Raw genomic sequence first — 23,682 nt, 5'->3', positions numbered from 1 at the left:
GGTCTCAGTAGACGTCGCGGGCGTAGCGCCCGGACTGCTGCAGCTGCTGCAGGGCCTCGGTCGCCGCTTCGGCGCTGCCGAGGCGCTGGGCGAACAGGTCGAGCAGGGTCTGGTGGACGTCGCGGCCCAGCGCAAGGCTGCCGCAGACGTAGAAGTGCGCGCCGCCGTCCAGCCACTCGAACAGGCGTGCGGCCTGCTCGCGCAGACGCTGCTGCACGTAGACGCGGGGCCGGCTGCGAGTGGCGTCGCCATCGCGCGAGAAGGCAAGGTCGATGTGCTGCAGCTCGCCGCGGCGCAGGTGCTCCTGCCACTCGGTCTGGTAGAGGAAGTCGTCGCGCAGGGTGCGCGCGCCGAACAGCAGCCAGTGTCGGCCGCTGGCGCCCTCAGCCACGCGCTGCTGCACGAAGGCGCGGTAGGGTGCGATGCCAGTGCCGGCGCCGAGCATGATCAGGTCGCGGCTGCTGTCGGCGGGCAGGCGGAAGCGCGGGTTCTCCTCGATGAAGACGCGAGCACGCGCGCCCGGATCCAGCTGGGCGAGATGGTGCGAGGCCAGCCCGAGGCGCAGCGGATCGGCCTCTTCGGCGCCGACCACGTCGACGGTGAGGTGCACCTCATCGGCATAGGCCAGCGGGCTCGACGCGATCGAGTACAGGCGCGGCGCCATCGGCCGCAGTGCACGCACGAAGGCCTCGGCTGTCCATTCGCCCGGCCACTCGCGCAGCACATCGATGAGCTGCCGGGCGGACAGCAGGGCCGACAGCGCGCTGGCCTCAGCGGGATCGAGCAGGCGCTGCAGCTCCGGGTGCTTCGACACCGCGCCCAGCGCCACCAGCAGCGGCTTGGCGAGACGGGTCAGTTCGCGGTGCTCGCTCAGCCATACGCGCAGCGGACGTTCGACGCCGTCCAGCGTCAGCGGTGATTCGCCGTCGAGCCGGGTGAGTTCAAGCACGGCCTCGACCAGGGCCGAGGGATTCGGTGCCCACACGCCCAGCGCATCGCCCGGCGCGTAGTGCAGGCCCGAGCCGGCGAGGCTGAATTCGAGATGGCGGACGTCGCGCGGGCTGCCGCGGCCGGTCAGGCGCACCTGCTCGATCAGTTCGGCGGCAAAGGGCTGCTCGCGCGAATGCAGAGCCGCCGCGACCCCCGGGCGCAAGGGAATCACTGCAGCCGAGTGCGCGGCGGGTGCGGCGGGGGCGAACTGGGCCGCCAGCGCTTTCAGTGACTCCACCGCACGCGTGCGCCAAGGCGTGGCGACCGCGTCGATGTCGACATCGGCCTCGCCCAGCGCCTGCAGGCGCTGAGCGCCCAGTTCGGCAAGACGCGCGTCGATCTGGCGGCCGGTCTCGCAGAACTTTGGATAGCTGCTGTCGCCCAGGCCCAGCACGGCGTACTTCAGTTCGGGCAGCTTCGGTGCGCGCCGGCCGAGCAGGAATTCGACGAAACCGAGTGAGTCCTCCGGCGGCTCGCCCTCGCCCTGGGTGCTGATCACCACCCACAGCAGGCGCTCGTCTTTGAGCTCGCGGGTGGGGTAGGCGTCGGCGCGCACCAGGCGCACCGCGAAGCCGGTGGCTTCGGCCGCCGTGACCAGCGCCTCGGCGGCGCGCTTGGCGTTGCCGGTCTGGCTGCCGTACAGCACGGTCAGCCGCGGCAGGGCGATGGCCTCCGCCTGCGGGGCGGTTGCAGCGCTGGCAACGCCGCCGCGCGCGAGGCCAGCCGCGTAGCCTGACAGCCACCACAGGCTGGCCGGGTCCAGGCCGTCCAGTGCGCGCGCGATGGGCGCTACCGCAGCGGCGGCCGGCAGCGGCAGCACGCTCAGGTCGGGCAGGGCAGAAGAAGCGGACATCGCACACCGGGTTCAGCGGATCGGATCGGCACTGTCGCAACGCACGGCGGCGGGCAGAAACGCGGATCGGATGCTTAGATAGTGCTTCCGGGCATATGCGCGGTCCCGCGATCGCCCGAGCTGCGCCGCCGCTCTTCACCGCATCGCCACAATTTCCAGCGCGTGCGTGGACTTACGGCACAGGCTGGGGCGCATCCGAGGATTCATGCTTCACGTCCGTGCAAGTCGGGCGTGCTGCCGCAGAGGGTTTCCGCCACCGCCCGCGCCTGCTTTTCCCTTTCGCCGCGCCGCCGCCCTCCCCGCGCCGCCGCCGGCTGCAACCGCCCCCGAGGTTCGCATGCACCGCTCTCCGCACCCGAAACGAACGCAAGGCCCCCTCGCTCCGCTCGCCTGCGCGCTCGCGCTCAGCCTGCTGCTCGCCGCCTGCGGCAGCGAAGGCCCGGCGCAGGGCCCGGCCGGCGGCCCGCCGCCGGTGACCGTGATCAGCACCACCGTCGCCAGCCAGCCCTGGATCGATCAGATCGAAGCCCTGGGCACGGCCCAGGCCAGCGAGTCGGTCACCATCACCGCCAAGGTCACCGAGACGGTGGAGGCCGTGAAGTTTGAAGACGGTGACCGCGTCGCCGCCGGCGACATCCTGGTCGACCTGTCCGGTCGCGCCGAGGTGGCCAACCTCGAAGAGGCGCAGGCCACGTACAAAGAGGCCCAGCAGCAGTACGAGCGTCTGGTCGGCCTGGTCGACAACGGCACCGTGCCGCGCAGCCAGCTCGACAGCCAGGTCGCTGCCCGCGACGCCGCGCGCGCGCGCGTCGAAACCATCCGCGCCCGACTGGCCGACCGCGTCATCACCGCGCCCTTCGCCGGCGTGCTCGGCTTCCGCCAGGTCAGCCCCGGCACCCTGGTCACGCCGGGCACGCCGATCGCCACGCTCGACGACATCTCGGTGGTCAAGCTCGACTTCGCCGTGCCCGAGACGTTTCTCTCGGCGATCGCGCCCGGCCAGACCGTGCGTGCGCGCAGCGCCGCCTACCCCGACCAGGATTTCACCGGCCGCGTCGCCACCGTCGATTCGCGCGTCGATCCGGTTTCGCGCGCGGTGACCGTGCGCGCCGAGTTCGACAACCCGGAGCTGCGGATCCGCCCCGGCATGCTGATGACCGTGCGGGTCGAGAAGCCGGCCCGCGAGACCCTGGTGATCCCCGAGCTGGCCCTGCTGCAGATCGGCAGCCAGAGCTTCGTCTACCAGGTCGGTGAGGACGGCGCGGTGGCCCGCATCGACGTGCGCGCCGGTGCGCGCCGCCGCGGCGAGGTGGAGATCGTCGAAGGCCTGAGCGGCGGCGAGCGCATCGTCGTCGAAGGCACCGTCAAGCTGCGCCCGGGCACGCGCGTCGTCGAGGCGGCTGCCGCCACGGCGGCGGCGCCGGCCGGCTGAGGGAGGATCCGACATGGTGCTTTCCGACATTTCGATCAAGCGGCCGGTGCTGGCCGTGGTCATGAACCTGCTGCTGGTGGTGCTGGGCGTGATGGCCTACAGCACGCTCACCGTGCGCGAGCTGCCCGACATCGACCCGCCGATCGTCTCGGTCGAAGTCACCTACACCGGCGCCTCGGCGGCGGTGGTGGAAACCCGCGTCACCCAGATCCTGGAGGACGCGGTCAGCGGCATCGAGGGCATCGAGTCGGTGGACTCGCGCAGCCGCAACGGCGGCAGCAACGTCACCATCGAGTTCGGCCTGAGCCGCGACATCGAGGCCGCGACCAACGACGTGCGCGACGCCATCAGCCGCGTGCTCGACCGTCTGCCGCCCGAGGTCAACGCGCCGCAGGTGGCCAAGGTCGAGGCCGACTCGCAGCCGATCATCTGGCTGAACATGAACTCCGATCGGCTCGACACGCTCGAGCTGACCGACTACGCCGAGCGCTACATCACCGATCGCCTGTCGGCCATCGACGGCGTCGCCGCGGTGCGCATCGGCGGCCAGCAGCGCTACGCCATGCGCATCTGGCTCGACCGCCAGGCCCTGGCGGCGCGCGGGCTCACCGTCAACGACGTCGAGAGCGCGCTGCGCCGCGAGAACATCGAGCTGCCGGCCGGGCGCCTGCAGTCGGAGACCCGCGACTTCACCCTGCGCGTCACCCGCAGCTACCTCACCGCCGACGACTTCGCCCAGCTCTCGCTGACCAAGGGCGAGGACGGCTATGTCGTGCGCCTCGGCGACGTCGCCCGCGTCGAGCGCGCCTCCAGCGACCGCCGCGCCTACTTCCGCGGCAACGGCCAACCCAACCTCGGGCTTGGCATCGTCAAGACCTCGACCGCCAACAGCCTCGACGTCGCCACCGCGGTCAAGGCCGAGGTGGAGCGTATCCAGTCCAGCCTGCCCGAAGGCGCCAGCCTGATCGTCGCCTTCGACACCACGATCTTCATCGACGAAGCCCTGAAGCGCGTGCAGTGGACCCTGCTCGAAGCGATGGTGCTGGTGCTGATCGTGATCTACCTGTTCCTCGGCAGCCTGCGCGCGGCCCTGGTGCCGGCGGTGACCGTGCCGGTCTGCCTGATCGCCGCCTTCATGGCGCTGTCGGCCTTCGGTTTCTCGATCAATCTGCTGACCCTGCTGGCGCTGGTACTGTGCATCGGCCTCGTGGTCGACGACGCCATCATCGTGCTGGAGAACGTGCAGCGCCGCGCCGACCTCGGCGAGCCGCCGCTGCTGGCCTCGAAGCGCGGCACCGCGCAGGTGGCCTTCGCGGTGATCGCCACCACGGCGGTGCTGGTGGCGGTGTTCCTGCCGGTGGGCTTCATGCAGTCGAACGCCGGGCGGCTGTTCCGCGAGCTGGCGGTGGCGCTGTCCGGCGCGGTGGCGATCTCGGCCTTCGTGGCGCTGACGCTGACCCCGATGATGTGCTCCAAGCTGGTGCGCCCGAACGAGAAGCACAACCGCGTGAACCAGGCCGTGCTCGACCTGATCGAGCGCATGAGCCGCGCCTATGCGCGCGCGGTCGGAGCCATGGTGCGGCAGAGCCGCGCGACGCTCTGGGGGGGGCTGGCATTGACCTTCGCCCTGGTCGGCGGCGGCGCGGCGGCGCTGTTCTACACCGTGCCCAGCGAGCTCGCGCCCGATGAGGACCGCGGCAGCTTCTTCGTCAACATCCAGGGCCCCGAGGGCGCCGGCTTCGACTACACCGTGAGCCAGGTTCAACAGATCGAGCAGCGGCTGATGCCCTTCGTCACCGACGGCCCGGTGCAGCGCATGAACACGCGCGTGCCCGGCGGCTTCGGCGCCAGCGAGGAGATGCACACCGGCTTCGCCATCGTGATCCTGAAGGACTGGGCCGAGCGCGAGATGAGCACGGCCGAAGTGATCGACGCCTTCCGCGCGGAGTTGAACGCCATCCCCGGCGTCCGCGCCTTCGCCCAGGGCCGCGGCGGCGGCTTGGGCGGCGGCCGCGGTCAGCCCCTGCAGTTCGTGCTGGGCGGCCCGAACTACGAGGAGCTGTCCGAGTGGCGCGACCGCATGCTGGCGCGCATCGACGAGAACCCCGGCATCTTCGCCGCCGACTCCGACTACCAGGAGACGCGCCCGCAGATGCGCATCGACATCGACCGCGCGCGCGCGGCCGACCTTGGCGTGTCGGTGCAGGAGATCGGCCGCACCCTGGAGACCCTGATGGGCTCGCGCCGCGTCACCACCTATGTCGAGGACGGCGAGGAGTACGACGTGGTGCTGCAGGCGGAAGAGGCCTTCCGCGCCGGCCCGGCCGACCTCACCGGCGTCTACGTGCGCTCCGAGCGCAGCCGTGAGCTGATTCCGCTGGCCAACCTGGTGACCCTGTCTGAGCTGGCCGAGCCGGGCAGCTTCAACCGCTTCAACCGCCTGCGCGCGATCACCATCTCGGCCAATCTCGCCGCGGGCTACACCTTGGGCGAGGCCATCCAGTGGGTCGAGCAGACCGCGCGCGAAGAGCTGCCCGACTACGCGCAGATCGACTACAAGGGCGGCTCGCGCGAGTTCGTCAAGGCCAGCGGCAGCGCGCTGGCGACCTTCGCGATGGCCCTGCTGGTGGTCTACCTGGTACTGGCCGCGCAGTTCGAGAGCTTCATCCATCCGCTGGTGATCATGTTCACCGTGCCGCTGGCGGTGCTCGGCGCGCTTGGCGGGCTCTGGCTGACGGGGGGCACACTGAACCTGTTCAGTCAGATCGGCATCGTCATGCTGGTCGGGCTGGCGGCGAAGAACGGGATCCTCATCGTCGAGTTCGCCAACCAGCTGCGCGACGAAGGCCGGCAGGTGCTGGACGCGATCATCGAATCCGCCGCCGTGCGCCTGCGCCCCATCCTGATGACCTCGATCGCGACCATCGCTGGCGCCGTGCCGCTGGTGGTGGCCGGCGGCCCCGGCTCGGCCAGCCGCGCCACCATCGGCGTGGTGGTGATCTTCGGCGTGGCGTTCTCGACCCTGCTGTCGCTGTTCGTGGTGCCGGCCTTCTATGCCCTGCTGGCGCCGTTCACCCGCTCACCCGAGGCGCTGGGACGTAAGCTCGACGAACTCGACGAGCAGGTCGCGCCGGTGGGGGGCCACGCATGAGTCATGAGAGCGGAGACGGCGGCAACGAGGGCGATCGCGGTCGCGGCGGCAAAGGCGGCGCGGGCCCGGGGTCGCCATGGCCGACGCGTCGTGCTGCGGGCGAAGGCCCCGCGCGCGCAGGCGGACCGCGCAGCCCGCAAGGCAGCGGCGAGCGCAGCGGTGAGCCGTGGCCCGCGCGTGCCTCACGCCCTGCAGACGCGCCGCGCGGCCGTGGCCCGCGGGCGGACACGTCTGAGCCGCAGCGCGAACGCAGTGAGCGCCGGTCCGGCGAGGCGGCCGCACCTGCCCGCGAACGCGGCCCGTGGTCGCGTGGCGACGCGGCCTCCGCGGGCCCGCGGCGTGAGCCGCCGCGAGGTGATGCGTCTGCGCCGCGCCCGCGCCAGGGCAGCGAGCGTCCAGCCTACGGCGAGGCCCGGCCGGGCCCCGGGCGCGAACGCGGGCCCTCGCGACGCGACGCGGACACGGCAGCCGCTGGCCACCGCGCGGACGACCGCCGCGGGCCGCGGCCGGCGCGTCGCGATGAGCGCCACGACGAGGGTGTGCCGACCGCGCGCGTGCAGCGCGATCCCGAGCAGAAGATCTGTGGCCTGAACGCCGCGCGTGCGGCCTTTGCCGCGCGGCCCGAGGCCCTGCGCAAGGTGTATCTGAGCGAGGCCCGCATCGGCGCACTGCGCGAGCTGCTGGCCTTCTGCGTGACCAAGCGGCTCGGCTATCGCGTGGTCGAGGACGAAGAGCTCGAACGCATCAGCGGCAGCAGCCACCACGAGGGCGTCTGCCTGCTGATGCAGCCGCGGCCCGAGCGCGATCTGCAGGGCCTACTGGAGACGCTGCCGCGCAGCGGGCCGGTGCGCCTGCTGTGGCTGGACGGCGTGGGTAATCCGCACAACCTCGGGGCGGTGCTGCGCTCGGCTGCGCACTTCGGTGCCCAGGCGGTGCTGCTGCCGCCGCAGTCGACCCTCGGTCTGTCGGCTGCCGCCGCGCGCGTTGCCGAAGGCGGTGCCGAGCACGTGCCGCTGGTGCGGCTGGACGGGCAGGGCAGCAGCGCCGAGATCCGCGCCCTGGAGCAGCTGGTGGAGGCCGGTTTCGTCACCGTCGCCACCCTGCCGTCCGGCGCCTCCGATCTGTACGCCCAGCCGCTGCCGCAGCGCGCGGTGTTCGTGCTCGGCGCCGAAGGCGAGGGCATGCAGAAGCGCCTGGTCGAGCACTGCGAGCGCGCGGTGTCGATCCCCGGCAGCGGCCGCGTCGAGAGCCTCAACATCGCCAACGCGGTGGCGGTGCTGCTGGCCGAGCACTGGCGCCAGCATCCGCCGCGGGGCGAGCGCGCGTAGGTGGCGCGGGCCATTCGATCGCCTGGCGCAGTCAGGGCTCGAAGCCATCGCGGAACAGCGGGGCGTCAGGCGTGGTGAAGGCCGCGATCGCGAAATCATCGTCGGTGTTGCCGGTCCAGCGGCTGCGGCCGGCCAGCAGGATGCGCGGGCCGAGCACGCGCAGATCGCGCACCGTTGCCTGCGGTGAATCGAGGCCGTTGGACGCGTTGAAGCTGGTGCTGATGAACGCGCTGCCGCCGTTGAAGGCGGTGTCCGGCGAGCCGTTCGCCAGATAGCGGAACAGACCGAAGCGGCTGCTGGGCCCGGCGCTGTTGGTGATGTCGCCGGCGACCAGCAGCCGGCCCGCGGCGTCCACGCCCACCGCCTGGAGGCGCAGATCGTCGGCCGGGAAGGGCGCGAACTCGGTGCGCAGGAAGTCCACCGACCCGCTGCCGGCGAGCCGCATCAGAAGGCCCACTTGGCGCTCGTTGCCGGTGGGTCCATTCGGGTTGACCCGATGCGCTGTCAGCAGCGCCCCGCCGCTGCCGGGCGTCGCAGCGATGGCGGTGACCGTCACCTGGGTACAGCCGCTGGTGGTGCCCGTCAGCGTGGTGCTGCCCAGCGGGTCGGCATCCAGGGTGAGGCCACCTGGGCCCTGTCCCAAGCTGACGCTGTAGACACCGAGAATGCAGTTCTGCGGGCCGGAAACGGGCAGTCCGACCAGCAGGGCATTGCGCCCGTTCGACCACGCCGCCGCGCCGGCTTCCAGCAGGGGCGAGGCGCCGAGCAGAACCGAGCCCGGGTTCTGTGCATTGGCATCCATGGCCGTTGCGTACGTGGTCCAGCCGAAGCTCGGGCCGGGGCGTGCGCGCACCAGGGCCAGGACCTGATCCTGGGGACCGACGGCCAGTGCCAGCACATCGTCTTCGGTATTCAGATGGATGCGGGCGACGCCGAGAACGCCGAAGCTGGCGTCGACCTCACCGTTGGGAAGCACGCGGCCCACGAGTACATCGCTGCCGCCGGAGACCGCCGCGTTGCCGGCAAAGATCACGCGCCCCTGGCTGTCCTGCACCGCATCGATGATCGCGGGCGCGTCCACGGCGTAGCTGCGCTTGCCGTTGGTGCCGAACGACAGGTCGAGCTGGCCGGACAGGTTAAGGCGGGTCAGGGCCAGGGCGAGTCCCGGACTGTTGCTGGCTTGACCGACCACCAGATAGCCGCCCGCGGTGGGGAAGATCCGGCGCGCGCGGTCCACGGCCGCGCTGTCCAGATCAAAGGACACGGTCCGCCGGCCGTCGCCGTCGAAGCTCGCGTCCAGGCTGACCTGGGCGGCCGCGGGCAGGGCGGCCAGCATCAGCAGGGCGCAGGCGGATCGAAACAGGGGCATGAGGCAGGTGAACATCGGCAGGCTCCGTGGGTGTCTGCCCGGGGATACGCAGAACGCGCGACGGATCCGGCGCGGGCCTTGCGTCGCCACGGTGGGTCGAGACCCACCCCATGGGATCGACGCGTGGAGGCGTCGGCAGCCGTAGGTTGGCGCCGAGCGTAGCGAGGCCCAACGTGGGGCATTCGGGGCGCGGGACGGCGTGTTTTGTGGCGGGCGTTGAATCGTGACCGGGGCGAGGGTCGAGGCCACGGTGGGTCGAGACCCACCCTATGGCCTGCGGTCCGCCGCGGTGGCCAGGGCCAATTCTTCCTCGCTGGCGCGGGTCAGCGGGCTGTCGTCGCCCAAGCTGGCGCGTCGCTGTGCAAGCACGCTTTCGAGCAGCTCGATTGCCCGCGCGCGCGGCGGCTCGGCCTGCGCGAGCAGGGCCAGCGCCAGTTCGCGTTCGGCTTCCGCACGCCGCGGGCCGCCGTTTGGCGAGATGCTGTCGCGGTACTCGCTGACCACCACGTCGGCGACCTCGATGGCCTCGTCGACGCGAGCGGCGAGCCGCAGCGCGCGCGCCTGGATCACCCGCGTCCACGCCGTGGCCTGACCCAACTCGGCCGCCAGCGCAAGGCTCTCGTCGATCAGCGGCAGGGCCTGGGATGCTTGCTGCGCAGCGACCTGCGCCAGCGCCAGCGAATTGAGCTGCGCCGACAGCCGCGCCGGGTCATTCAGGGCGCGGCTTTGCGCGACCAGCGATTGCAGCGCAGCCAGCCCGGCCTCGACCTCACCGACTTCGACCTGGGCCATGGCTTCAGCTTCAAGCGCGTTGCGGGTCTTGTGCGAGTCAGCACCGAAAGCGCGCTCGAAGAGCAGCCGCGATTCGCCGAAACGCTGGCGTGCAAGGACGAATTCGCCGCGGCGGAAGCTGACCATGCCCCAGCCGAACAGGGCTTCGCCGCGCAGCGAATCGCGGTCGTTCAGTGCGCCCAGCGTCTGCCACAGCGCTGCGTACTCGGCGTCGGCCTCACCCAGTGCGCCGGCGCCGATCAGCAGCCCGCAGAGCATCATCCGCGCCCACTGGCTGCGCGCATGCGCCGGGCCGAGGCGCGCTTCGACCAATGCGATCACCTCGCGCTGGCGGGCCAGCGCGCGCGGGGTTTCGAGCAGGCCGCGCAGCGCCTCGACCTCGGTCTCGTAGAGCTGCAGGCGCAGGCCCAGCGGCGCCCGTGCGTCGAGCTGGCCCAGCGCCTGTTCGACCGCGGCCACGGCGTCGCGGGGGCGTCCGGCCTGCATCTGCGCGCGCGCCGCGAACGCCAGCAGCTCGGCGCGCGTCGCCGGCTCGCCCCAGGCGGCAGCCTGCAGGTAGGGCGCCAGCAGTTGGAGGGCGTCCTGCGACTTCGACCCGGCCAGCAGCTGCTGGCTGCGCAGCTCGATTTCGCGCAGGTCGACTGCGTCGGGCGCGGCGTCGACGGATGGCAGCGGCAGGACGCTCAGTGCTTGGAGCCCCTCATCGAGACGGTCCGAGGCCAGCGCCAAGGCCGCCCGATCGAGCTGCAGGCTGCGCGTCTCGGCGGTGCCTAACCTGACCGTGGCGGCGAGCGTCCCGGCTTCGTCCAGCAGACGCCGCGCCTCCTCGATCTGGTCCAGGCCGAGATGGGCGCGGGCCAGATCCTGCAGCAGCATCAGGCGCGAGCGCGGGTCGAGTTCGGCGTCGGCGCGCAGGCGCTCGGCGCCACGCGCCAGCACCGCGGCCAGGGTGGGCGGCTCCGCATCCTGCAGCAGCGGGTCGGCGGCGCTGAACACGTCGCCGAGGAAGCGTCGAGCCGCCTCGGCCTGGGCCGCGCGCTCGGCCGCGCGCTGGGCCTGCCAGAGGCTGCTGCCGACGCCGGCGGCCACCGCCAGCACGGCGATGGCGAGGCTGGCGCTGGCCAGCGGCTGACGGCGCATCCACTTGCCGAGGCGCTGCGGCCAGGGCGTGGGACGGCTGCGCAGCGGGCGCTGTTCGCACCAGGCGCGCAGGTCCTCGGCAAGGGCCGCGGCGCTGGGATAGCGGGCGCCGGGCTGTGTCTGCAGGGCTCGGCTCAGGATCTGCTGCAGGTCGCCGCGCAGCTGCCGGCGCACTGCGCCTTGATGGATGGCATAGCCCGCCGCGCCCTCGGCGCGCCCGAAGGCGCGCCACAGCGACTCGGGCGACTCGCGTGCGGCCACCGATGCCGCAGCCTCGCCGAAGGGCGAGCGACCGCAGAGCAGTTCAAACAGCAGCAGACCCGCGGAGTACAGATCGGCGGCGATGCCTGCCGGCTCGCCGGCCAGCTGTTCGGGCGCGGCGTAGCGCGGGGTCAGTGGCGCCGGCGCGCGGGTACGGGTCAGTCCCGCGTCCAGTTCGCTGTCGTCAAGCAGGCGGGCGATGCCGAAGTCGAGCAGCTTGATGCGGCCGTCACCATCGACCATGACGTTGCCGGGCTTCAGATCGCGGTGTACGACCAGCTGACGGTGTGCGTGGTCGAGGGCGTCCAGCACCTGCACGATCAGCCCCACGCGGCTGCGCGGATCGAGCTGCTGGCGCCTGCAGTAGTCGTGCAGGCGCTCGCCCTCGACGTACTCCATCGCCATCCACGGCGTGCCGCTGGCCTCGACGCCGGCGTCGATGAAGGCGGCGATGTGCGGATGCCGCAGGCGCGCCAGGATCCGGCGCTCGCGTAGGAAACGCGCGGTCAGTTCCGGCCCGAGGCCGCTGCGGATGCGCTTCAGGGCCGCGCGCTGGCGCACACCCTCGACCTCGCGTTCGGCCAGCCACACCTCGCCCATACCGCCTTCGCCGAGCGGCTGCAGCAGGGTCCACGGACCGAGCGTGTCGCCACGGCGCGCCGTAGCGACGGCATCGACGGCACCCAGGGCCTGGGCTGCAGCGCCCTGGGCAAGACCCGGGTCGCTGCGCGCATGCGCGTCCAGCAGGCTGCGCAGACGCGGCAGCAGGCGCGCGCTGTCGGGCGCATTCTCGAGAGCGGCCAGCGCCTGCGCCTGCTCGGCCGCGGGCAGGTCGGCGAGACGCGCGAACAGCGCCGCCAGCGCTGCCCAGTCGGGATCACTGGCCGCGTCGTTCATGCGCCCTCGTCGAGCTCAGCCAGCAGAAAGGCGCGGGCCAGATCCCAGCCGCGACGCACGCTGCGCTCGCTGCTGCCGAGCGCTTCGCCGGTCTCCTCGAAGCTCAAGCCAGCGAAGAAGTAGGCTTCGACGATGCGCACCAGCGTGGGGTCGCGGCGTTCGAGCTTCTGCAGGGCGAAGTCGATCGCCAGCAGGTCGGGGGCATCGGCGGCGGGCAGGGCGGTGCCCAGGGTGACCGCGATCCAGTCGCCGCCGCGCTTCTGCGCGCTGCGTTCGCGGGCCAGGTCCACCAGCACCTGGCGCATGGCGCGGGCGGCCAGATTGAGAAAGTGGGCGCGGCTGTCGAGCGCGGGCGCAGCCCCCTGTGGAAACAGCTTGAACCAGGCCTCGTGCAGCAGCTCGGTGGGGCTGAGCTCCGACACTGCGCCGCTGCGCACGCGCTGCGCCAGTGCGCGCAGCTGCGCATAGGTCGCCGCCAGCGCGCGCTCGCCGGCCTGCGCATCGCCAGCGCGCGCGGCGTTGATCAGGGCGGTCAGCGCCGGCCCGTCTTCTGAACTCTGGCCCGGCGCCGTGCTCACGCGTCGCCGGCCATGAGCCCGAGCGGGCCGAGGTCGAGGTCGGCGAGGCTGGCCGGCGCCTGCCAGGCGAGTCGGCCGAGGCAGGGCACCGGGATGCGCCGATGCAGGGCTTCGAAGTAGTGCTCGGCGAACTCGAGCTCCGGGTCGATCACGTTGCAGATCCAGCCGGCCACGCGCATGCCGTCGGCCTGCAGGGCCGCCAGGGTCAGCAGGGCGTGGTTGATGCAGCCCAGACGCAGGCCGACCACCAGCACCACCGGCAGGTCGAGCGCCCGCACCAGGTCGGCCTGCATCAGCTCGTGGTTGAGCGGCGCACACCAGCCGCCGACGCCCTCCACCACCACATCGGCTTCGGCGTGCAGCTGCTCGTAGGCGGTGATCAGCTGGGGCAGACCGAACTGGACGCCCTCCATCTGGCACGCGATCTCGGGCGCGGTGGCGGCCTTCAGGCAGACCGGATTGACCCGCGCGTAGTCGGCCTGGAAGCTGCTGGCGCCCATCAGGTCCAGGGCGTCCTGGTTGACCCAGCCGTGGCGGTTCTCGCGGGCGCCCGAGGCGACCGGCTTCATGCCCACCGCGCGCCGGCCGAGGCGGCGGATGGCGTGCAGCAGCGCGCAGCTGGCGTGGGTCTTGCCCGCGCCGGTGTCGGTGCCGGTGACGAAACAGCTGAAGTGCATGCAGAAGCTCCGCGGGGGACGAAGAAGGCGCCAAGTCTAGCGCCGCGGCGTGCGCTGCTAGACTTGCGCGCCGCATCCACAGACGAGGATCTCCCGCATGTTCGAAGCCGCCGCCCTGACCGGTTCCAAGCCGGAACAGTACGCCGCTCTGGTCGAGCAGGCCCGGGCCCTCCTGGCCGGAGAGCACGACCGCGTGGCCAATGCCGCCAACCTGTCGGCGCTGGCCTTCCATGCGCTGCCCGATCTGAACTGGCTGGGCTTCTACTTCTACGACGGCAAGGAGCTGGTGGTCGGCCCCTTCCAGGGCAAGCCGGCCTGCGTCCGCATCGCCCTCGGGCGCGGTGTCTGCGGCACGGCCGCTGCCACTGGCCGCACCCAGCGCGTCGACGACGTCGACGCCTTCCCCGGCCATATCCCCTGCGACTCGGCCTCGCGCTCCGAGGTGGTGGTGCCGATGTTCCAGGGCGACCAGCTGGTTGGTGTGTTCGACATCGACAGCCCGGTGCTGGCGCGCTTCGACGCTGACGACGTGCGCGGCCTGGAAGCCTTGGCCGAGGTCTTCGTGGAGTCGCTGCGATGAGCGGTGATCGCCTGCGCAACGTCGGTCCCAAGTCGGCCGCCTGGCTGCGCCAGGTCGGCATCCGCACGCCCGAGGATCTGGTCGCGGCGGGCGCGGTGGGCGCCTTCATGAAGGTCAAGCGCGCCGGCTTCAAGCCCAGCTTGAACCTGCTGTATTCGCTCGAAGGCGCGCTGCTGGGCTGCCACTGGCAGCAGGTGCCGGAGGAGCGCCGTCAGCAGATGGCCGCCGAGGTCGAGCAGCTGAGCGCTCTGCTGCCCGACCCCAAGAAAAAGCGGCCCGGTGGCCCGGTGACCTACAGCGAAGGCCCGGCCATGCAGCGCGACAGCGGTGAGGACGAACGCGGGCCCGAGCTGAGCTTTGGCTTCGATGACCCTTACGGCGGCAGCGAGGGCGGCGACAGCGGCGGCCATGACAGCGGCGGCCACGACGGCAGCCACGGCAGCGACTGAGCGCGACGCTCAGGCACCCACACGCGAAGCCTTTTCGAAGCGCCTCCCCGGGCATACTGGACCGCGCGGGCGCGGGGAGCGCCGTGGGGGTCGCATGTCGAGTCTGCGAAGGCTGTGGCGCCGGCTGAGGCCGGGGCCGGCGGTGGGGGTGTTCCTGCAGGGGCTGCTCGCGCTGGTCGCGCTGTCGGTCGGGGCGACGGCGGGCGCCGAGCCCGCGCCCGCAGTGGAGGACGGCGTTGAGCTGGTGGTGGGCGGGCGCCCGCTGCACGTCTTCCGCGCGCCGCTGGGGGCGCTGTCGGCCGAAGAGCGCGCGGAGCTTGCCGAGCGGCATGTTCGCGAAGCCCTGGAAAAAGGCGGCGCCGGCTGGACCTCGGTGCTGCCGCTGGCCGAGGGCGTGGCGGTCCAGCTCGATGATGCCAACCTTTTCGTGGTGCTGCCCGGCGATGCGCGCAGCGAGCGCGGCGAGACCGCGCACGCCCTGGCCAATCGCTCGGCGCGGGTACTGCAGCAGATCGCGGCCGAACATCGCGAGCACCGCGATCCGCGCCTGAACCTGCTGGCCCTGGGCAAGCTGGCGGCCGCCCTGCTGCTGCTCATGCTGGCGCTGGCCGTGCTGCTGAAGCTGTCGCGCGTGCTGCAGAGGCGACTCAGCGCGCGCCTGTCCCAGCAAATGCAGCAGCTGCTGCCGGGTGCAGTGCGGCCACATCTGCAGAGCCTGCTGGTGACGCTCGCGGTGCGGGTCAGCGTGGTGCTGGTCTGGCTGCTCGCGCTGGCCGTGCTCGTCGCGTTTCTGGCCTATGCGCTGGGCCTGTTCGCGCTGACCCGCCCGGCCGCCGAGCGTCTGGTCGACTCGCTGCTGGGCTCGCTGGGCCAGGCCATGGCGGCCAGCGCTGCGGCGCTGCCGGGGCTGTTCGTGGCGTTGATGATCTTTCTGCTGGCGCGCCTGCTGACCCAGGTGACGCGCAGCCTGTTCGACCGCATCAACGAGGGCAGTGTGCAGCTCGGCGCCCTCGATGCGCACACCGCGCCGGCCACCCGCGGGCTGATCAACCTCGGCATCTGGCTGTTCGCCCTGGCGATGGCCTATCCCTATCTGCCGGGCTCACAGACCGAAGCCTTCAAGGGCCTGTCGGTCCTGCTCGGCCTGATGGTGTCGATCGGCGCCTCCGGCCTGGTTGGGCAGATTGCCGCAGGCCTGATCCTGGTGTTCACCCGCGCCCTGCGGGTGGGCGAATACGTGCGCATCCAGGAGCACGAGGGCACGGTCACCGAAATCGGCCTGTGCCTGACCCGGCTCAAGAACGGCAAGGGCGAGGAGATCGCCTTGCCGAATTCGCTGGTGATCGGCCAGGTCACGCGCAATCTCTCGCGACATGCGGCCAGCGCCGGCGGCTCGGTGCTGGAAACCGGCGTCACCATCGGCTACGACACCCCCTGGCGGCAGGTGCATGCCCTGCTGCAGTCGGCGGCCGCCGAGGTGCCCGCGCTGCTGCGCACGCCGGCGCCCTATGTCATCCAGACCGCGCTGTCGGATTTCTACGTCGAGTACCGCCTCGTCGCCGAGCTCGACGGCAGCAGCGCGCTGCCGCGCGCGCAGGTGTTGAGCCAGCTGCACGCGGCCATTCTCGATGCCTTCAACGCCCATGGCGTGCAGATCATGTCGCCGCACTACGTGGGTGACCCCGCCGAGGCCAAATGGGTGCCGCGCGCGCAGTGGCGCGGGCCTGTCGTCGACGCCTCAGGTCCGTAGGCCCCGCGACAACCCAGAGCCTGCGAAGACATTCGGACGCCCTGCCGCCAGGCGCGGCCGGAGGCGGCCGCCGTCGGCGGAGGGTGTTCACAGGCTCTCAGCGCCGCAGGTCCTCGATCACCCCGCCGACCCGCAGGAAGGCGGCCGAGTCGCCGGAGCTCAAGCGGCCGTAGCCGAGGTAGACGGGCCCCAGCGGCGAGTCGACGCCGAACAAGACGCTCGCGGCGTAATCGAGGCTGCCGGTCGAGGGGCGTTCGAAGGGCAGCCAGTTCTGTCCCGCCTCCAGGCTGCCGCCCACGTACAAGGGCAGGGTGGCGAGCCCAAGATCGTTGATGCGGCGATAGAACAGGCTGCGCGCGACGAAGGCCCGCGAGCCGATGCGCTCGCTGTCGGCAAGGCCCGAGAGCTGGCCGAAGCCGCCCAGAAAATTCAGCGCCTCGTCGCTGTCGACCCCGGCCAGCGCCCAGTCGGCGCGCAGACCGAGCAGCACCGTCACCGGGCGCAGCGCGATCGGCAGATCGGCGCGCAGGCGCAGCACGTCGGCGCGGTCGTCGGAGCCGATGCCCGGCCGATACAGCTCGGTGGCGACGTCGAGCCGGGCGCCGCGGGTCGGAAAGCCGACGTCGTCGAGGCTGTCGAAGGTGGCCGCCAGCACCAGCGCACCCAGCGTGGTGTTGGTGTTGCGCTGGATGTCGGGTGAACCGATGTCGCGACGCAGCTGCCGGCGCGCGTGCTGCATGCCGGCCGAGAGCTGCCAGCGCGCATCAGGGTAGAGCCCGATCTCGCCGCCGGCGCGCAGCTCGCGGCGGTTGAACTCGGCGATCTTCACCCCGAGCAGTTCCGCGGGCTGGCGGGTGGCCTCGTACAGCCCGAAGGCCTGCAGGTAGTAGCGGCCGTCGCCGCCGAAGGGCTGGTGGATCTCGCTGTACACGCCGGAGCGGCGGCCGAGGTTGACCCGCGAGCGCCATTCGCGGCCGCGCTCGTCGAGGCCCGTGAGGCGCAGATCGGCGCTGGCCTGGTAGCTGCTGCCGCCGCTGAAGTCGTCCCCCAGCGCGAAGCCGAACTGCACATAGCCCGGGCCCCAGCCCTTGTCGACCGGCTGCACCTCGATCACGGCGGCATCGGCCTCGCGACGCAGGCGGTAGTTGATGCGCTCGTAGTCGCCGCCGGCCATGGCTTCGTCGAGTCGCGCCTCCAGCTGATCCAGATCGAGCGCGCCGGGCGCGATGTCGCCGAGCAGCTTCTGCAGGCGCAGGGCTGAGCGCGAGCGCTCCTCGCTGACTTCGAAGCGCGCGACCTGCGGCGCCTCGCGCGCACTGACGCGGCGCGCGGCCAGATGCTCGGCCCAGGCCGCTTCGTCCAGCGCCAGCGGCAGCAGGGCCGGCAGGGCGGCTTCGGCGGCGGCGCGGCCGATGGCGATGGTCGACAGGCTGTTCTCGAAGTCGGCCGAAGAGAACTCGCCCAGCGCCGGGCGGATCAGCACGTCGTCCGGATCCAGCTCGGCCAGCACGCGGTCGGTCTCCTGCTTCATCAGCACCGAGATCATCTGCACGGTCACCGACAGCGGCGAGCCGAGCTGTTCCTCCTTCAGCAGCGGCGCGCCGACGTCGACCACGATCAGGCGCTCGGCGCCCTGCTCGCGGGCCACCCGCACCGGCACGTTCTCGACGATGCCGCCGTCTACCATCAGCCGATCATCGACGCGGATCGGGGCGAACACACCGGGCACAGCCATGCTCGCGCGCATCGCCAGCGCAAGATCGCCGCCGCGCATCACCACGCGCTCGCCGTTGACGATGTCGGTGGCGACTGCAGCGAAGGGCAGGGGCAGCCGGCTGAAGTCGTCGATGCCCGCCACGCCCATGGTCTGCCGGCGCAGCCACAGCAGCAGGCGATGGCCCTGCAGGGCGCCGCGCGGCAGCGCGAGCCTGCCGTCGCGGAAGCCGAGCTCGGCGCCGCCGAGGTTGGCGATGTCGTCGCGCTTGCGCCGCATCGGCCGCTCGGCGCGGTCGGCGCTGTCGCGAAACAGCCGGCCCCAGTCGATGGCGCGCATGATCGCTTCCATCTCGGTGGGCGACAGCCCCGTCGCGTACATGCCGCCGACCAGGGCGCCCATGCTGGTGCCCGCCACGCTGTCGACCGGAATGCGGTGTTCCTCCAGCACCTGCAGCACGCCGATGTGGGCGGCGCCGCGCGCACCGCCGCCGCCCAGCACCAGGCCGACGCGCGGACGCGGAGCGAGGTCGCGCGTGCCTGCAGCGTCCGCGGTCTCGCCCGGGCCTGCGGATGCGTCCGCGGCGAAGGCAGGCAGGGCCAACATCAGCAGCAGGGCGAGCAGCAGGCGCGACAGGCTGCGTCGCAGATCGGGCGATGACAGGCGATGCATGGGGCGGATCCACTCGGAGCTGGCGCGCAGCATGCCGCAGGGGCTGGCAGCCGAGTAGGGCGCCCGCGGCGTCGGCTGTCAGAGCGCGTCGAGCAGCCTGCGCCAGCCCTCGTGCCCCAGTTCGCGCAGGCGCTGCTGGTTGCGCTCGGGGATCGCCTCAACATCGGCACCGGCATCGACGATGCGGCTGATGCTGTCTTCGCGCAGCACATGCAGCATCGGCAGCGGCGAGCGGTTGCTGCAGTTCTCGATCGCGTCGACTGCTGCACCTTCGAAGCGGTAGTCGGGGTGGAAGCTGGCCAGCTGGAATTCGCCGGCATAGCCGAGCGCCTGGATCAGCGCCTCGGCGGCGTGCAGCAGGTCGAGGTAGTCGTCGAAATCGGCGAGCAGATGGGGAACGACCAGCAGGGTGGTCTCGACCTCGGCGGTGTCGTGCTGGCGCAGGTGCTCCAGCTCGCGCAGCAGCTCTTCGACGAGTGCATCGCTGTTGGCGGCCTCGCTCAGCACCCAGCGGATGCGTCCGCCGACATGCGGCGCGCGCGCGTACGGGCAGAGGTTCAGACCGATCACCGCGCGCTCCAGCCAGGCCTGACACCGCGCCAGTGCAGGGTCGCCGGGTGTTTGCGCACGGCGGTGCGGGTTCACCGCGCTCATGGGGCCTCCAGCGCCTTCAGCTGTTTGCCCAGCCGGCGTCGCAGGAAAAGTTCGCTCAAGTGCAGCACGAAGAACACGAAGCCCGGCAGGCCCAGCAGCCAGCCCGATTCGCGCGTGGCGGGAATCGTCAGCGCCAAGGTGATCGACACCATCGCCACCACCGGCACCAGGCCCCAGTTCCACAGGCAGAGGCGCGTCCACAGGCGCTCGCGGGCATCGAGATCAAGCCGCTCGCGGAACCGCCAGGCGCGCAGATACAGGGCCCACATCACGGCCCCCATCGAGCCGAACGCCACCGCGAAGGTGATGAACAGCACCGGCAGATCCGACAGCTCGGTGATGGTGAAGCCGGCGGGCAGCCAGCCACCGCTGAGCGAGTTGCACAGGGCGGCGAACACCATCCGCACCGGGTAGACAAAGACCAGCAGCAGCATCACCAGCAGCAGACTCAAACGCACCGATCCGACGTCGTCCAGCCCGTAAGCGCGACTCCAGTCCGCGTGCGACGCCCAGAACCGCAGGATCAGCGCGAACGCGAGGGCAAAGGCCGGAATGCCTTTCATCGCATTGCTCAGCGACTCGACGCTGTCCGGTATCGATTCGCCAGCCACCGCCATCAGGGTGATGGCAAACGCGAAGGCGGCATCGACGAAGGCTTCGACGCGGGTCACCTGGGTGCCGCGTTCCTTGAAGGGAGGCATGGGACGAACTCGCACATCGGGCGGGCGCGGACTTTAGCAGTCCGCTGGCCGAGCCCTGCGGGCAGCCTGTCCGCCCGGACGTCCGAGCGGTCGGTGCGGACGTGGCGTTGCGCCTCACAAAATCCATGTAAAACATATGCTTGAGACTTGGCACGCAGTCTGCTTGGGGCTAAGCATCCGCCAAGGAGGCTGAGCATGATCCGCGACACCGCCGCCCAAGACCGAGCGCTTGCACCTGCCACGCTGCCGCTGTGGAAGCGCCCGGCTGCGCGCCGCGCCGCGCTGATCGCGCTGCCGCTGGTGCTCGGACTGTGGGGCCTCTCCGGGTGGCTGTCGGCGGAGCGCGGCGTCAATGCCGAACGCCTGCGCATTGCCGAAGTGACGCGCGGCACCCTGGTTCGCGATGCGGTGGTCGATGGCCGCGTGGTCGCCGCGGTCAGCCCGACCCTGTACGCGCCCTCGGCCGGCACGGTCAGCCTGCGCATCCAGGCCGGTGCGACGGTGAAGACGGGCGAGGTGCTGCTCGCGATCGACTCGCCCGAGCTGAAGTCCGAGCTGTCCCGCGAGCAGGCCACCCTGGCCAGCCTCGACGCTGAAGTCGGTCGTCAGCGGATCGAGGCCGAGAAGCAGCGCCAGCTGGCGCGGCGCACGCTGGACGAGGCCGAGATCGCGCTCAACGCGCGCCGTCGTGACCTTGAGCGCACCGAGCGCGCTCACCGCATGGGGGCCTTGGCCGAGATCGAAGTGCTGCGCGCACAGGATGCAGTCAAGAGCGCGGAGATCGTGCGCGAGCACGCGCTGCGCGGCGTCGATCTGGAAAGCCGCAGCGTCGGCTTCGATCTCGCAACCCGCGAGCAGGCCCTGCAGCGGCAGCGGCTGGCGGTGCAGGAGCTTGAACGTCGCATCGATGCCTTGCACCTGCGTGCGCCGATCGACGGCCAGGTGGGCACGGTGTCGGTGATCGACCGCGCCGTGGTTGCCGCCAACACGCCGCTGGTCACCCTGGTCGACCTCTCTCGCCTGCAGGCCGAGATCGAAGTGCCCGAGGCCTATGCGGACGACGTGGGCCTCGGCCTGCAGGTGTCTGTCCGTCTCGGGCAGAACGAAGCGCCGGGTCGGGTGATCGCGGTTTCGCCCGAGGTCGTCGCCAGCCGGGTGCGTGTACGCGTCGAGTTCGAAGGCGGCCAGCCCGAGGGCCTGCGCCAGAACCAGCGTCTGTCGGCGCGCCTGCTGTTCGAGTCCAAGCCCGATGTGCTGATCGTGCCGCGCGGGCCCTTCGTCGAAGCCCAGGGCGGTCGCCTTGCCTGGGTGATGGAGGGCGACATCGCCGTTCGCCGCGAGATCCGGCTCGGCGCGCAAAGCGTCGGCGCGGTCGAGATCCTCGAAGGCGCCGCCCCCGGCGACCGCATCGTCATTGCCGGCACCGACCTGTTCGACGATGCCGAGCGGGTGGTGGTGAGGTGAGAGCGGGGCTTGGGGATCGGGGATTCGGGGTTGGCCGACGGTCCTCATCCCTTCGCGAACTCCGCAGGCCCGCTCCGAACATCCGAAACCGCCAACAGCTCAAGTCCCGCCGCGACCTGCTCTGACGAATCCCCAATCCCGAATCCCAGCTTCCAGGACCACCGGCGCGCAGCGCCGACCACAGAAGGATCGCCCCATGCTCTCGATGCGCAAACTCAGCAAGGTCTACCGCACCCACATGATCGAAACCCACGCCCTGCGCGGTATCGACATCGAGGTGCGCGAGGGTGAGTTCGTTGCGGTGACCGGGCCGTCGGGCTCGGGCAAGACCACCTTCCTCAATATCGCCGGCCTGCTGGAGGAGTTCAGCGGCGGTGAGTACCTGCTCGACGGTGTGGCCGTGCAGGGCCTGGACGACGATGCCCGTTCGCGACTGCGCAACCAGAAGCTCGGCTTCATCTTCCAGGGCTTCAACCTGATCGCCGATCTCAACCTGTTCGACAACGTCGATGTGCCCTTGCGCTACCGCGGCTTCAACGCCGCCGAACGCAAGCGCCGGATCGAGGAGGCGCTGGGCAAGGTCGGGCTGGCCTCGCGCATGAAGCACTACCCGGCAGAACTCTCGGGCGGTCAGCAGCAGCGTGTGGCCATTGCCCGCGCGCTGGCCGGCCAGCCGCGCCTGCTGCTGGCGGACGAGCCCACCGGCAACCTCGACTCGCAGATGGCGCGCGGAGTGATGGAGCTGCTGGAGCAGATCAATGCCGAGGGCACGACCATCGTCATGGTCACCCACGACCCGGAACTCGCCGCGCGTGCGCAGCGCAACGTGCACATCGTCGACGGCCAGGTCAGCGATCTCGACCACGGCCACGTCGCCCTGCGCGCCGTGCAGGCCTGAGGAGCGCCCCATGTTCGCTTACTACTTGAAGCTGGGCTTGCGCGGCTTGCGCCGCAACCCCGTGCTGACCGCCCTGATGGTGCTGACGCTGGCGGTCGGCGTGGCCACCGCGATGTCGACACTCACCGTGCTGCGCGCGATGTCGGGCGATCCGATCCCGTCCAAGAGCGACCGCCTGATTGCGGTGCAGGTGAACAACCAGCCCACGCCCGAGGACGGCGGCGAGGTCGGCTTCGTCTCCCCGCACCAGAGCTGGCTGGACCTGCGCGAACTGCTCGACGCGGATGCGGCCGCCGGTCTGCGCCGCTCGGCCATGTATGCCGTCGGCGGCGTGGCCGAGCTGGAGGGCGATCTCGGCAATCAGCTGGTCAGCGGCATGGCGGTGGGCGCCGACTTTTTCGCGATGTTCGAGGCGCCCTTCGCCTACGGCGGGGCGTGGAGCGCGGACGCCGACGCCCGCGGCGCCAATGAGGTGGTGCTGTCGGCCGCGTTCGCCCGCCGCCTGTTCGGCGACGAAGATCCCACCGGCCGCCGCCTGCGCATGTTCGAGCGCGAGTACGTGATCACCGGCGTGCTCGCCGCGTGGCAGCCGATGCCCAAGTACTACTGGCTGATCGGCGGCGACAACCGCTTCAGCGAAACCGACGACGTGTTCATCCCGCTGCGCAACGCGATCGCCAACGAGGCGGGCCCGAACGGCCGGGTCAACTGCTCCGGTGACGGCCCGGAGCCGGGCTTCGAGGCCTTCGTGAACTCCGAGTGCGTGTTCATGCAGTACTGGGTGGAGCTGGCCGACGCCGGCGACCGCGACGCCTACTTGGAGCGCCTGCGCGGCCACGTCGCCGCACAGAAGGCACTGGGCCGGCTGCCGGTGGGCGAGACCTCGCGGCTGCTCGACGTGATCGAGCTGATGGACGACCAGGAGGTGCTCGGCGACGACACTGTGCTGCAGACCCTGCTGGCCGCCGGCTTCCTGCTGGTGTGCATCGTCAACACCGTCGGCCTGCTGCTGGCCAAGTTCACCGCGCATGCCGGCGAGATCGGCGTGCGCCGTGCGCTGGGCGCCACCCGCGGCCAGGTGTTCCAGCAGTACCTGGTGCAGGCCAGCGTGGTCGGTGCGGCCGGCGGCCTGATCGGCCTCGGCCTGACCTTCGGCGGCCTGTGGGTGCTCGCGCAGCAATCATCCGAAGTGGCCGCGGTGGCGCACATGAGCCCCACGATGCTGCTGGTCACCGTCGGCACTGCGATCGGCGCCGCCGTGCTCGCCGGCCTGCTGCCCACCTGGCGTGCCTGCCAGGTCGCCCCTGCCATCCAGCTCAAGACCCAGTGAGG

The 23,682-nt window shown here is 71.3% G+C and carries 17 protein-coding genes; 9 read left to right on the top strand and 8 right to left on the bottom strand.

The window, feature by feature from the left end:
- Positions 1–4 precede the first annotated feature (4 nt).
- On the bottom strand, positions 5–1,843 hold the full coding sequence (locus tag H4O13_12275; GenBank protein ID MBE5316163.1) for an assimilatory sulfite reductase (NADPH) flavoprotein subunit: 1,839 nt from the start codon (positions 1,841–1,843) through the stop codon (positions 5–7).
- A 337-nt stretch (positions 1,844–2,180) separates the two neighbouring features.
- Here H4O13_12275 and H4O13_12270 point away from each other — a divergent pair, with 337 nt between their 5' ends.
- The 3 genes from H4O13_12270 to H4O13_12260 are packed head-to-tail and all read left to right on the top strand — an operon-like array spanning position 2,181 to position 7,754.
- The gene (locus tag H4O13_12270) at positions 2,181–3,275 is read left to right on the top strand and encodes an efflux RND transporter periplasmic adaptor subunit (GenBank protein ID MBE5316162.1); all 1,095 of its coding nucleotides are present in this window, start codon (positions 2,181–2,183) and stop codon (positions 3,273–3,275) included.
- Between the two features lie 13 nt (positions 3,276–3,288).
- Positions 3,289–6,426 (top strand): efflux RND transporter permease subunit, encoded by a 3,138-nt coding sequence (locus H4O13_12265; protein MBE5316161.1) that lies wholly within the window; start codon positions 3,289–3,291, stop codon positions 6,424–6,426.
- Positions 6,423–7,754, top strand: coding sequence for a hypothetical protein (locus H4O13_12260; protein ID MBE5316160.1), 1,332 nt, complete (start codon positions 6,423–6,425; stop codon positions 7,752–7,754). Before H4O13_12265 ends, H4O13_12260 begins: the two co-directional genes overlap by 4 nt.
- Positions 7,755–7,785: 31 nt before the next feature.
- Here the strand turns inward: H4O13_12260 and H4O13_12255 are convergent, their stop codons facing one another.
- The 4 genes from H4O13_12255 to bioD form a co-directional block, all read right to left on the bottom strand.
- A complete protein-coding gene (locus H4O13_12255; protein ID MBE5316159.1) occupies positions 7,786–9,138 on the bottom strand; it encodes a hypothetical protein in 1,353 nt (450 codons plus the stop codon).
- 252 nt (positions 9,139–9,390) lie between these two features.
- Complete coding sequence (locus H4O13_12250; protein MBE5316158.1) at positions 9,391–12,213, bottom strand: protein kinase; 2,823 nt, start codon at positions 12,211–12,213, stop codon at positions 9,391–9,393.
- Positions 12,210–12,791, bottom strand: a complete 582-nt coding sequence (locus H4O13_12245) for a hypothetical protein (protein MBE5316157.1) — start codon at positions 12,789–12,791, stop codon at positions 12,210–12,212. Before H4O13_12245 ends, H4O13_12250 begins: the two co-directional genes overlap by 4 nt.
- Entirely contained in the window at positions 12,788–13,468 is a 681-nt protein-coding gene (gene bioD / locus H4O13_12240) for a dethiobiotin synthase (protein MBE5316156.1), read from the bottom strand. Before bioD ends, H4O13_12245 begins: the two co-directional genes overlap by 4 nt.
- 97 nt (positions 13,469–13,565) lie before the next feature.
- Here bioD and H4O13_12235 point away from each other — a divergent pair, with 97 nt between their 5' ends.
- From H4O13_12235 to H4O13_12225, 3 genes are all read left to right on the top strand, one after another.
- Entirely contained in the window at positions 13,566–14,048 is a 483-nt protein-coding gene (locus tag H4O13_12235; protein ID MBE5316155.1) for a GAF domain-containing protein, read from the top strand.
- Complete coding sequence (locus tag H4O13_12230) at positions 14,045–14,497, top strand: TfoX/Sxy family protein (GenBank protein MBE5316154.1); 453 nt, start codon at positions 14,045–14,047, stop codon at positions 14,495–14,497. The genes H4O13_12235 and H4O13_12230 overlap by 4 nt, the downstream gene beginning before the upstream one ends.
- 94 nt (positions 14,498–14,591) lie before the next feature.
- Positions 14,592–16,247 carry a mechanosensitive ion channel gene (locus H4O13_12225; GenBank protein MBE5316153.1) on the top strand — a complete coding sequence of 552 codons (1,656 nt, stop codon included), beginning with the start codon at positions 14,592–14,594 and terminating at the stop codon, positions 16,245–16,247.
- Positions 16,248–16,344: 97 nt separating this feature from the next.
- On the opposite strand, the gene H4O13_12220 is transcribed toward H4O13_12225, so the two are convergent.
- From H4O13_12220 to H4O13_12210, 3 genes are all read right to left on the bottom strand, one after another.
- Entirely contained in the window at positions 16,345–18,633 is a 2,289-nt protein-coding gene (locus H4O13_12220) for a patatin-like phospholipase family protein (GenBank protein MBE5316152.1), read from the bottom strand.
- A 78-nt stretch (positions 18,634–18,711) separates the two neighbouring features.
- On the bottom strand, positions 18,712–19,287 hold the full coding sequence (locus tag H4O13_12215) for a DUF1415 domain-containing protein (protein ID MBE5316151.1): 576 nt from the start codon (positions 19,285–19,287) through the stop codon (positions 18,712–18,714).
- Complete coding sequence (locus tag H4O13_12210) at positions 19,284–19,988, bottom strand: DUF1211 domain-containing protein (GenBank protein MBE5316150.1); 705 nt, start codon at positions 19,986–19,988, stop codon at positions 19,284–19,286. Before H4O13_12210 ends, H4O13_12215 begins: the two co-directional genes overlap by 4 nt.
- Before the next feature lie 195 nt (positions 19,989–20,183).
- On the opposite strand from H4O13_12210, the gene H4O13_12205 reads away from it, so the two are divergent.
- The 3 genes from H4O13_12205 (at position 20,184) to H4O13_12195 (ending at position 23,680) form a co-directional block, all read left to right on the top strand.
- Positions 20,184–21,452: an efflux RND transporter periplasmic adaptor subunit gene (locus H4O13_12205; GenBank protein MBE5316149.1), complete on the top strand. Its 1,269-nt coding sequence runs from the start codon at positions 20,184–20,186 to the stop codon at positions 21,450–21,452.
- Positions 21,453–21,648: 196 nt separating this feature from the next.
- Entirely contained in the window at positions 21,649–22,350 is a 702-nt protein-coding gene (locus H4O13_12200; protein ID MBE5316148.1) for an ABC transporter ATP-binding protein, read from the top strand.
- A 10-nt stretch (positions 22,351–22,360) separates the two neighbouring features.
- Positions 22,361–23,680, top strand: a complete 1,320-nt coding sequence (locus H4O13_12195; protein MBE5316147.1) for an ABC transporter permease — start codon at positions 22,361–22,363, stop codon at positions 23,678–23,680.
- Positions 23,681–23,682: the final 2 nt, after the last annotated feature.

It is taken from the genome of Lysobacterales bacterium, assembly GCA_014946745.1.
GTDB lineage: Bacteria > Pseudomonadota > Gammaproteobacteria > Xanthomonadales > Xanthomonadaceae > Aquimonas.
This window is presented reverse-complemented; position numbering and strand designations above follow the sequence as displayed.

Excerpts from the sequence above, each read along its gene's own strand:
- H4O13_12220 (MBE5316152.1), bottom strand. The coding sequence starts at position 18,633 with ATGCATCGCCTGTCATCGCCCGATCTGCGACGCAGCCTGTCGCGCCTG.
- H4O13_12235 (MBE5316155.1), top strand. The coding sequence starts at position 13,566 with ATGTTCGAAGCCGCCGCCCTGACCGGTTCCAAGCCGGAACAGTACGCC.
- H4O13_12215 (MBE5316151.1), bottom strand. The coding sequence starts at position 19,287 with ATGAGCGCGGTGAACCCGCACCGCCGTGCGCAAACACCCGGCGACCCT.
- H4O13_12205 (MBE5316149.1), top strand. The coding sequence starts at position 20,184 with ATGATCCGCGACACCGCCGCCCAAGACCGAGCGCTTGCACCTGCCACG.
- H4O13_12230 (MBE5316154.1), top strand. The coding sequence starts at position 14,045 with ATGAGCGGTGATCGCCTGCGCAACGTCGGTCCCAAGTCGGCCGCCTGG.
- H4O13_12250 (MBE5316158.1), bottom strand. The coding sequence starts at position 12,213 with ATGAACGACGCGGCCAGTGATCCCGACTGGGCAGCGCTGGCGGCGCTG.
- H4O13_12200 (MBE5316148.1), top strand. The coding sequence starts at position 21,649 with ATGCTCTCGATGCGCAAACTCAGCAAGGTCTACCGCACCCACATGATC.
- H4O13_12195 (MBE5316147.1), top strand. The coding sequence starts at position 22,361 with ATGTTCGCTTACTACTTGAAGCTGGGCTTGCGCGGCTTGCGCCGCAAC.
- H4O13_12225 (MBE5316153.1), top strand. The coding sequence starts at position 14,592 with ATGTCGAGTCTGCGAAGGCTGTGGCGCCGGCTGAGGCCGGGGCCGGCG.
- H4O13_12210 (MBE5316150.1), bottom strand. The coding sequence starts at position 19,988 with ATGCCTCCCTTCAAGGAACGCGGCACCCAGGTGACCCGCGTCGAAGCC.
- H4O13_12270 (MBE5316162.1), top strand. The coding sequence starts at position 2,181 with ATGCACCGCTCTCCGCACCCGAAACGAACGCAAGGCCCCCTCGCTCCG.
- bioD (MBE5316156.1), bottom strand. The coding sequence starts at position 13,468 with ATGCACTTCAGCTGTTTCGTCACCGGCACCGACACCGGCGCGGGCAAG.
- H4O13_12275 (MBE5316163.1), bottom strand. The coding sequence starts at position 1,843 with ATGTCCGCTTCTTCTGCCCTGCCCGACCTGAGCGTGCTGCCGCTGCCG.
- H4O13_12255 (MBE5316159.1), bottom strand. The coding sequence starts at position 9,138 with ATGTTCACCTGCCTCATGCCCCTGTTTCGATCCGCCTGCGCCCTGCTG.
- H4O13_12260 (MBE5316160.1), top strand. The coding sequence starts at position 6,423 with ATGAGTCATGAGAGCGGAGACGGCGGCAACGAGGGCGATCGCGGTCGC.
- H4O13_12265 (MBE5316161.1), top strand. The coding sequence starts at position 3,289 with ATGGTGCTTTCCGACATTTCGATCAAGCGGCCGGTGCTGGCCGTGGTC.